The organism is Galactobacter sp. (genome assembly GCF_022712295.1).
Taxonomy (GTDB): Bacteria; Actinomycetota; Actinomycetes; order Actinomycetales; family Micrococcaceae; genus Galactobacter.
Window position 1 is genome coordinate 1 of record NZ_JALAGT010000134.1, and the last position, 9367, is coordinate 9367.

A 9367-nucleotide genomic window follows, 5' to 3' on the forward strand; every position below is an offset into this window, starting at 1 on the left:
GGCCCACGAACTGCGTGGCGACGGGATCGGCGTGAACTCGCTCTGGCCCGCCACCGTCATCGAGACCGCTGCCATTGCGAACCTTCCCGGTGGAGCCCCCATGCTCTCCGGCGCCCGCACGCCCGAGGTCATGGCGGATGCCGCCTACGCGATGCTCTCCCGCAACCCCGGCGAGTACACCGGGAACTTCGCGATCGCCGAGGACGTCCTTGCGGAAGAGGGCATCACCGACCTTGACCCCTATGCCGTGGGCGACCCGTCGCTGCCTCGCGTGGCGGATGCGTTCCTGGACGGCGCCCCCTCGTTCGTCGGCCGCTGAACCGGCGCCGTGGTGGGGCCAGCGCGTGACATGCTGGCAGCGTTGCTCATCCACTGACGAACTCTCAGGAGAATTCCTTGCGTGTCACCGTGCTCCACCCGGACGCCGTCGTCGCGGCACGTCGCGAGGCCCAGCAGGCCCTAGGCGCCGACGAGGTGTTCTTCCCTGAACCGGTGCTCCCGGAACGGACGGGATCCACGAACGACGACCTCGTCGGCGGGAAACCGCAGCACCTGGCCCTGGTCGGGACCCTGGAACAGAGCAGTGGCAAGGGGCGCCTGAACCGGGACTGGGTGGCTCCTCCCGGGGCCTGCCTGACCTACTCCGTCAATCTGGTGGTCCCCGCCTCCCTCCCCGCTGAAGCGCTTGGGTGGGTCACGGTGCTCACCGCGGTGGCGTGTGCAGAGGTGGTCAACGAGGTGGCAGGTCGGGACGGTGCCGCCGTGAAATGGCCCAACGACCTGATCCTGGACGGAAAGAAGTTGGCGGGCATCCTGGCCCGACTGGTGCCCGGAATCGACGGTGGCCCCCACCGGGTGATCTCCGGGATCGGACTGAACCTGGATCAGACCAGGGAAGAGCTGCCGGTCGGGACCGCGACGTCGCTGGCCTTGCAGGACATCGCCGTGAACCCGGACGAGATCCTTGGCAAGCTCTGGGCACGGATCGGGCTGGTGGTCGATCAATTCTTCGCTGTCGGAGGCGATGTCCTCACGCCGCTGTCCCGGCTGGCGGGGAAGGACGGCAGGCCGCGTTCCGTGGTGCAGGCGGCACGGGAGACCAGCTCCACCATCGGCGCGGAGGTGCGGGTGCATCTGCCCGGCGGTAAGGACCTCGTCGGGACCGCCGAGGATCTGGGGGCCGACGGCTGCCTGATCGTGCGAGACGCCCATGGCGAACGCCAGCACGTCCACGCCGGGGATGTGGTTCACCTGCGGCGTTCCGACGGTGGATACGTCTGATCTTCAAGCGGGCACGGTCATACGAGGGGAGGCTCCTCAGCAGTCGGTCAGGGTCCGGTGGCAGGATAGTTGCCGGCGTTGAGGGCCGACAAAGGCGGGGCTGAGCCCGCCGGACACACCGCACATGCGGGAAAGGGGGGCCAGACGCGTGAAGATTCCGCTCGAGGGAGACGAACACGTTGTGGTGCGCACGCGTGCACATCCCCGTGCCCTGCGTGGAGCCGCCTGGATGTTCCTGGTCCTCATGTTCCTGCTCGGAGTGGTCCTGGGCCTGCTGACCAGGGTGCCGTCGCTGGGGCCCGGGTGGGCCACGGCCACGCCGTATCTGGTGGGAGTGAGTTGGCTGCTGGCAGGGCTCGCGGCTCTGGCCTGGATCGTGATGCCCGTTCTACGCTGGCTGCGCACCAGGATCGTCATCACCACTGGCACGCTTTGGACGGTCCGTGGGCGCAGGACGCTGCAACGCATCCCGTTCTCCATGGTGAGTCGGGTCCGCAGCAAATCCGTTCACGGGGGAGGCTCGCACGGGCCGGGCACGCTGGAGGTCACCACGCCCAGGGGCGCGGTGTCGATCCGCCATTGTCCCGACGTTCGGGCCGCGGCAGCCATCGTGGACCAGATGACTCAGGAAGTACTGCGGATGCAGGCCCTCCACAGCACGGAACCAGACGATTCCGATGCAAGGCACGGTACGACGTGGTAAAGGTTGACCTAGGAAACATTCATTTCACATTCGTTGTATCCACTCGCGACCCCGAAGGACTCAGATGAACGGTGACGGCACGCAGGACTCCGGCCTGCCGCCGCTTCCCCCTGTGCCGCCGCCTCCTTCGGCTCCCAGTGGTGCACGAGCCGAAGACGGCGCGGCAAGCGCCGAGGACGCAGCGAGCACCCCGGACGCAGCCGGCACCGAGGGCCAGGGCGCACCGCGCCCGGACGGCGAGACGCGCACGGACGGCGAGACGCGCTCGGACGGGCTGGCGCGCACGGCCCAGCTCCCGGTCGTCGGGCAGCAATCCGCGCCCCGGCGACGGATGCCGTTCCTTGCCACCGACGGCGAGGCCAGGCCGGTGGCCGCGTCCGCTGCATCTGCCGCCTCCGCGGTGTCGAGCCAGCTTCCAGCGGTGCCGGAGAACGCGCCGATCACCACGTCGATGCCGGTGCTCCCGCGCACCAGCGATCCCGACCTCCCGGTTCGGGAAGCCGCGCAACGGCTGGAGCAGCGCCTCCTCGGATCGCAGCGGACGCTGCGCCGCCGCGAGGTCGCCGCCAACGCCGGGGTGTCGCTACTCTCCGCCCGTAAAGTCTGGCGTTCGTTGGGTCTGCCGCGCGTGGGCGACGACGAGATCGCCTACACCGAGAACGACGAGCAGGCGCTGGAGACCATCATCGGTCAGGTCCGCGCGCACACCCTGTCAGAAGAGGGCGCGCTCTCCATCACACGATCGCTCGGACAGCTCACCGACCGCATGGTGATCTGGCAGATCGAGGCCCTCGTCGAGGATTTGGTGCAGAACCAAGGCATGGACGACGCCCGCGCTCGCCGCCATGTGGTCCTGCTGCTGGAGGAACTCATCGAGCCCATCGAGGAGGTCATGGTCTACGCCTACCGGCGCAACCTGTCGGCGGCCGTACAGCGTCAGCTGGTGCGTGCAGGTTCCGCGCTCTCGGCCTCCAACGCCGGGCGCGACGGTACGGAGGACGACACCACGCTGCCGTTGGCGCGTGCCGTGGGCTTTGCCGATATGGTCTCCTTCACCGCGACGTCGCGGACCATGGATGAACGTGAGCTGGCCAAGCTGGTGCAGGGCTTCGAGGAGATCTGCTCCTCCATCATCACGGTGGCCGGCGGTCGGCTCGTGAAGACCATCGGCGACGAGGTGCTCTACGTGGCGGAGACGCCGGAGGTGGGCGCTCAGATCGCGCTGGCCTTGTCCCAACAGTTCGCCTCGGGTGAGCAGGGCATGCCGCGCGTCCGTGTGGGCCTGGTCTGGGGCCGCGTCCTCTCCCGGCTGGGGGACATCTACGGAGCCACGGTGAACATGGCCGCACGCCTGACCGCCATGGCCGAGCCGGGGGAGGTGCTGACGGATCACCTGACCTCGCGCGTCCTGACGGACGACGATCGCTTCGTGCTGACGGCGCGGGATGCGGTGGAGCTGAAGGGCTTCGGGACGGTCACTCCGTACGACCTCTCCTCCGGGACGGGTCACGGCCTCACCCTCGACTGATGGCAGTATCCGGAAATGCGAGCACGGATCGTGCTCGCATTTCCGGATACTGCCAGCAGAGCGGTGTGCGGCATGATGGACTCGTGAGTCAGACCGAATCCGCAGCCACCACACCCGCCGCCACGGAAGCCCTGGACGCGCCTGACCAGGACGTCCGCGACCGCTACGCACAGCTGGCGGACGACATCCGCAAGTACCGCTACTCCTATTACCAGCAGGACGAGTCGTTGGTCTCCGACGCTGAGTTCGATGCGCTCTTCGAGGAGCTGCAGCGTATCGAGGTGGCCCACCCGGAACTCGTCACCAACGATTCGCCGACGCAGGTGGTGGGCGGTGAGGTCTCCACTGCCTTCACTCCGGTGGACCACCCGACCCGCATGTATTCGCTGGAGGACGTCTTCAGCCTGGACGAACTGACGGCGTGGCTGACACGTGCCACCGAACAGGTGGCCCAAGTTGCGCCCAACGTGGAGCTGCGTTGGCTCACCGAGGCCAAGATCGACGGACTGGCCATCAATCTGATCTATCGGGACGGCAAACTGGAACGCGCCGTGACCCGAGGAGACGGCACCACCGGTGAGGACGTCACGGACAATGTGCTCACCATCGACTCGGTTCCGCGGCAGCTCGCGGGCCAGGGCTGGCCGGCACAGATCGAGGTTCGTGGCGAGGTGTTCATCGGCTCGCAGGATTTCGCGGACTTCAACGCCAGGCTCCGCGCAGAGGGGAAGGCGGAACTGGCCAACCCCCGCAACGCCGCCGCAGGTTCGTTGCGGCAGAAGGATCCGGCCAAGACGGCGCAGCGACCGTTGCAAGTCTTCTGTCACGGTCTCGGCGAACACGCCGGCCTCAAGGCCGACAGTCAGTACGAGACCTACCAGCTGTTGAAGGAATGGGGTCTGCCCACCTCGCCGTACAACATCCTGGCCACGAACCAGCAGGAGATCCTGGACTACATCGCCGACAAGGGCGATCACCGCCACGACCTGATCCACGAGATCGACGGCATCGTCATCAAGGCAGACGACTTCGCGATCCAGCGCGCGCTGGGCCACACCTCGCGCGTGCCCCGCTGGGCGGTGGCGTACAAGTACCCGCCGGAGGAGGTCTACACCCGGCTGCTGGACATCCGCGTCAACGTGGGCCGCACCGGGCGCGTGACCCCCTACGGCGTGATGGAGCCCATCAAGGTGGCGGGTTCCACCGTGGAGATGGCCACGCTGCACAACCAGGACGTGGTCAAGGCCAAGGGCGTCAAGATCGGCGACATGGTGGTGCTGCGCAAGGCCGGCGACGTGATCCCGGAGATCGTGGGCCCCGTGATCGCACTGCGTGAGGGGCACGAGGACGAACTGCGGGACTTCGTGATGCCCGCCGACTGCCCCTCCTGTGGCACGCGCCTGGCCCCTGCCAAGGAGGGCGATGTGGATCTGCGTTGCCCCAACGCGGAGCGTTGCCCGGCCCAGTTGAGTCAGCGCGTGGAGCATTTGGCCTCCCGGGGGGCCTTCGACATCGAGGCCTTGGGTGCGGAGGCAGCGCTGGCGCTGACGGTGGGCCCCGGCCCGGACCCGGCCACGCTGCCCGGCGGCGTCCCGAAGCCGGAGGGTCCCGGCCCGCTGCGCAGCGAGAAGGACTTCTTCGACCTCGCCGACCCGGACTCGGAGCTCTCCTTGAGCCTCGGGGAGGTCCAGGTCTGGCGGGAGAAGAAGTCCAAGGGTGTGGGCACCGGAGTGTGGAACCTGGCCCCGTACTTCTACACGCGCGCCACCAAGGCCAAGCCATCTGTCCCGTCCAAGAACACCGAGAAGCTCTTCTCCGAAGTCGCCAAGGCCATGGACGCCGACCTCTGGCGCATCCTCGTGGCCCTGTCCATCCGTCACGTAGGCCCCACCGCCTCGCGCGCGCTGGCCACCCGCTTCGGTTCCATGGAGGCCATCCGTGAGGCCGTCGCGGCCGAGGACGCGGTGGAGAAACTCGCCGAGATCGACGGTGTCGGCACCATCATCGCCGAGGCCCTCGTGGCCTGGTTCCACGCGGACTGGCACACCCAGATCGTCGACTCCTGGCAGGCCGCCTGGGCCGCCAACCACAAGGAGATGAAGGACGAACGCGACGAGGACCTGGCAGGCCTCCTGGAGGGTCTGACCATTGTGGTCACCGGTTCCTTGGAGGGCTTCTCCCGCGATTCCGCCAAGGAGGCCATCATCACCCGCGGTGGCAAGGCTGCTGGTTCCGTATCCAAGAAGACGCACTTCGTGGTGGCGGGTGAGAACGCCGGTTCCAAGCTGGAGAAGGCCGAGTCCTTGGGTCTGACCGTCCTGGACGAGGACGGATTCCACCGCCTGCTGGAGGGCGGCGCCGATGCCGTCTCCGGCGACGTCGATGCCGATACCGAAGCCGACGAGAACGAGGACGCATGAGCACCGAACCCACCCCGCGCGAACTCCTGGACCTGGCCCTGACCGCCGCGGGGTCGGGCGCCGCGATCCTCGCCGAGCGCACCCCACTCGTGCAGAGCACGGGCCTCGTCGCCGCGGATGACAAGTCCGCGGCGGGGGACTGGGTCACGGACTTCGACCGGGCGGCGGAACGTGCCGTCCGCGAGACCATCGCGGCCGCCCGCCCGGACGACACTCTCACCGGTGAAGAGTACCCGGACAGCGTGGGCGGCGACGGCTACCGCTGGTCCATCGACCCGCTGGACGGCACGGTCAACTTTGTGCGTGGCATCGCCTACTACGCCACGTCCGTGGCGGTCTCGGGGCCCGTTCGGCCCACACCCATGCCCGACGGCTCGACGCCGGAAGGTGCCGAGCCCGCCACCGCGTGGCTGGCCGGCGTCGTGGCGGCTCCCGCACTCGGCGTGGTCTACCTGGCCTCCCGCGGTGGCGGCGCCTGGAAGGCGCCGTGGCCGCTTCAGGAGGGCATCGCCGTCGGGCACACCGATCAGGAGGCGCCGCTTCCGGGTGCCGTGCGACTGACCGGACCGGACGCTTCCAACCCCGCCAAGGTGCTCTCCACCGGATTCGGGTACGACGCCGCCCGGCGTGAGGTACAGGTGCGGGCATTGGCCCAGTTGCTCCCGGACTTCGTGAACGTGCGGCGCATCGGTTCCGCTGCACTGGACCTCTGCCTCGTGGCGGAGGGCGCCATCGACGCCTACGCCGAACTCGGCGGGCACGAATGGGACTGGGCGGCCGGTGCGCTGATCGCCGAGGAGGCCGGAGTCCCGGTGGTGCGTGGCAGCAACGACGCCTGGACCAGTGCCGGGGCCGTGGACGTCGCGGATCTTCCCGTGGCATGAGGGCACGCGTCCTAGATTGAGTTCATGACTGGAACTGCCCTGGCCATGGTGCTGACGGCGGCCGTGCTGCATGCCGTCTGGAACCTGGCGGCCAAGCGGGTCTCCGGAGACGGCTTCGCGTTCGTATGGTGGTACAACCTCTTTTCCGTGGTGCTGTGGCTGCCCGTGGGGCTGGCGATGCTGTGGCAGGGCGGCTTCGCGCAGCTGGGGACCTTGGTGTGGGCCGCGCTCGTGTCCGGAGTGATCCACATCGTGTATCAACTTTCCTTGCAGACCGGGTACGCCAAGGCGGACCTGAACGTGGTCTATCCGGTGGCCAGGGGCGTTGGTCCACTGTTGAGCATGATCGTGGCCGTGCTGGTCCTGGGCGAGCGGCCCGGGGTGCAGGGCCTGGTCGGGGGCGTGGTCATCCTGGCCGGGATCGCGGTGATCACCACCGGAGCGGGGGCGTCGGCGAGTAGGACGGGCGGGACGGGTGCCCAGGGCCGGATGCGGTCGGGGTTGGCGTGGGGCGCCTTCACCGGCGCCGCGATCGCCGGATACACCCTCTGGGACGACCACTCCATGGCCTCGCTCGGGCTGCTCCCCGTGCCCTATTTCGTGATGTGTTGCGTGTGGCAGACGCTGCTGATGACGCCCGCGCTTCCGAGGGCCACGGGACACCGGCCGCTCGTCCCGGTGCTGCGCCGCAACTGGTGGCAGGTGCTCGTGGTGGCGGCCGCCTCGCCCCTGGCCTACATCCTGGTGCTGCAGGCCATGCGGACCACGGACGTCTCACTGGTGGCTCCGGCCAGGGAAACCAGCATCGTCATCGGCGCGCTGCTCGGCTGGCTGCTGTTCAAGGAGGCCCGTCCCGGGCGGCGACTGCTCGGAGCGGCCGTGGTGCTGACGGGCATCGCGTTGATCGTGGCCTGAGACGCACTAGTGTTGATCGGGTGAGTCATCCCCGTACGACGTCCCGAACCGTCCTTGCCCGTTTTCTCTCGCGTGGTCCGCTGGAGCGACTGCCCAAGCGTCCCGACGATCGCGAGTCGCTGTTGGAACTCATCGCCTGGCAGGTGCTGCCGGTTGGTGCCGTGGTGGACGAGCCGTCGCTGAACCTGCGGTTGCGCGCCTACACCGAGGACACCGCGATGCTGCGGCGTGCGCTCGTGGATGCCGGCATGGTGCTGCGGGCCGTGGATGGTTCCAGTTACACCGGCGCGGTGAAGCGGCCGGAGCTCGTGATCCGGGCCGTGACCGAGGAAGACGACCCGGAGGTCAACCGCATCACGCGGGCGGCCTACCTGGAACACTTCGACCCCGAGGTGGAATACCTGTCGTACGTCTCCGCCGCGGGGAAGTCGCGACGAGAGGACGCGGAGACCTGGGTGGCCGAGCGGGGCGGGATCATGCTGGCCACTGTCACCCTGGCGGAGGCCGGGGGCGTCTGGGCGGATGTGGCCCGTGCGCGCGAGCTGGAGTTCAGGCTGCTGACCGTGGACCCGTCCGTTCGGCGAACCGGTGCAGGCTCAGGGCTGGTGCGAGCGATCGTGGAGGAAGGGCGGCGGCGATCCAACATCGACCGCGTGGTGCTCTCCACCAACAGCGACTGGCACGCGGCGAACGCGATGTACCCGGGCCTGGGCTTCAGCCGTGCCCCCGAGCGCGATTGGACGCCGAGCGACAAGCCGGACCTGACCCTGCTGGTCTACACGCAGGACGTCTGAGGCCGAGGTTCTTCTGGGGGGTGGCCAGGACCAGGCTTTCGTGGGATTCGCATCGGCTCGGCGCGAATCCCATGGATCGGCGGTCCCGCACGGGATCGCGGGGTCGCCGTGCCGGCCCGCAACGTCTAGGCTCGGACGACCGAGTCCACTGCTCGTTGGACCTTGCCGATGCGCCGAGGAGACACCATGTCCATCATCCACAAGGCCACACTCGTGCCGAGCAAACTCGAACTGCTCACCGACTGGCTCCCGGTGCAGCCCTGGTATCAAGGGCAGGACAACCCCCACCTGAGTGTGGTGGGCGGATTCCGGCTGGACGATCCCGACGGCGAGGTCGGCCTGGAGTTCATGGCGGTCCGGGACGAGAACGACCTGACCTATTACATGGTTCCGCTGACCTACCGCTGTGCGCCGCTGCCGGGTGACGATGCGCTGGAGCACCTCGTCGGCACCCTGGACCACAGCGTGCTCGGCAAACGCTACGTGTACGACGGACCCCACGACCACGTGTGGCGCGAGGCGGTGGCCGCGTTGTTGGATGGTGAGGCCGAGCCGCAGGCGCGCGGCGTCTCCGATACACGAGACCTGACGGTGCAGCTGATGCCGGGAACAGAATCCGGCGAGGTGGGGGAGGGCACGGTCAACCGGGTACCCGTTCCGGGTGAGGTCGAGGGTCCGGGCGTGGTGATCCCCGTGGACGGACCGGAGGGCGAAGCGTTCCCCGTGTTGGTGCTGCGGGGCGTTTCGGGCGTGGCCGGTGGTCTCACTCCAGGTAGTCGTGGATCCACCGGCGGATATCGGCCAGGGTGCTGAACGACACCCGACCGATCCTACGAGTGAGA

8 protein-coding genes and 1 pseudogene are annotated in these 9367 nt (G+C 68.4%); all 9 read left to right on the top strand.

The genetic code is table 11. The features are described 5' to 3' along the window. A pseudogene (locus Q0A15_RS10160) lies at positions 1-319 on the top strand (short chain dehydrogenase); the annotation flags it as partial. Positions 320-396: 77 nt separating this feature from the next. Continuing rightward, positions 397-1281, top strand: coding sequence for a biotin--[acetyl-CoA-carboxylase] ligase (locus Q0A15_RS10165; RefSeq protein WP_291279416.1), 885 nt, complete (start codon positions 397-399; stop codon positions 1279-1281). 148 nt (positions 1282-1429) lie between these two features. Continuing rightward, positions 1430-1984: a hypothetical protein gene (locus Q0A15_RS10170; protein WP_291279417.1), complete on the top strand. Its 555-nt coding sequence runs from the start codon at positions 1430-1432 to the stop codon at positions 1982-1984. A 64-nt stretch (positions 1985-2048) separates the two neighbouring features. Continuing rightward, complete coding sequence (locus Q0A15_RS10175; RefSeq protein ID WP_291279418.1) at positions 2049-3512, top strand: adenylate/guanylate cyclase domain-containing protein; 1464 nt, start codon at positions 2049-2051, stop codon at positions 3510-3512. Positions 3513-3595: 83 nt separating this feature from the next. Next, positions 3596-5932, top strand: a complete 2337-nt coding sequence (gene ligA, locus Q0A15_RS10180; protein WP_291279419.1) for an NAD-dependent DNA ligase LigA — start codon at positions 3596-3598, stop codon at positions 5930-5932. Further along, on the top strand, positions 5929-6816 hold the full coding sequence (locus Q0A15_RS10185; protein WP_291279420.1) for an inositol monophosphatase family protein: 888 nt from the start codon (positions 5929-5931) through the stop codon (positions 6814-6816). The genes ligA and Q0A15_RS10185 overlap by 4 nt, the downstream gene beginning before the upstream one ends. Positions 6817-6840: 24 nt before the next feature. Continuing rightward, complete coding sequence (locus Q0A15_RS10190; RefSeq protein WP_291279421.1) at positions 6841-7731, top strand: DMT family transporter; 891 nt, start codon at positions 6841-6843, stop codon at positions 7729-7731. A gap of 20 nt (positions 7732-7751) precedes the next feature. Then, a complete protein-coding gene (locus tag Q0A15_RS10195) occupies positions 7752-8525 on the top strand; it encodes a GNAT family N-acetyltransferase (protein ID WP_291279422.1) in 774 nt (257 codons plus the stop codon). A gap of 186 nt (positions 8526-8711) precedes the next feature. Next, a complete protein-coding gene (locus Q0A15_RS10200) occupies positions 8712-9338 on the top strand; it encodes a hypothetical protein (RefSeq protein WP_291279423.1) in 627 nt (208 codons plus the stop codon). Positions 9339-9367: the final 29 nt, after the last annotated feature.